General features: G+C 58.8%; 1 protein-coding gene. It reads right to left on the bottom strand.

The genetic code is table 11. From position 1 onward, the window contains the following. Positions 1–277 (bottom strand): transposase (locus tag KJQ96_RS39085; protein ID WP_213291229.1); only part of this gene is annotated, 277 nt, incomplete at both ends.

Below are 277 nucleotides of genomic sequence, written 5' to 3'. Positions count from 1 at the left end.
TTGGAGGAAGGCGTAGGCGATCATCGTCATCAACGCGTGTCGATGTAATCCCGTCCAGGATCTACCTTCGAAGTGGTCGAGCCCAAGCTCCTCCTTGAGCTGCTGGTGGGCCTGTTCACAGATCCACCTGGCCTTGATCGTGGCAGCAAGCGTCTTGATGGTGGCATCGGCCGGCAGGTTCGACACATAGTATTTTTGCTCCCCGGTCGACCGCCGCTCGCTGACGAGCCAGACCTCGTCACCAGGCATGCACTGCATACGGCTATTGAGCATCCGG

It is taken from the genome of Bradyrhizobium sp. sGM-13, assembly GCF_018398875.1.
Classification (GTDB): Bacteria; Pseudomonadota; Alphaproteobacteria; order Rhizobiales; family Xanthobacteraceae; genus Bradyrhizobium.
The sequence above is the reverse complement of the archived record's forward strand: the minus strand, read 5'-3'. Positions and strand labels throughout refer to the sequence as shown.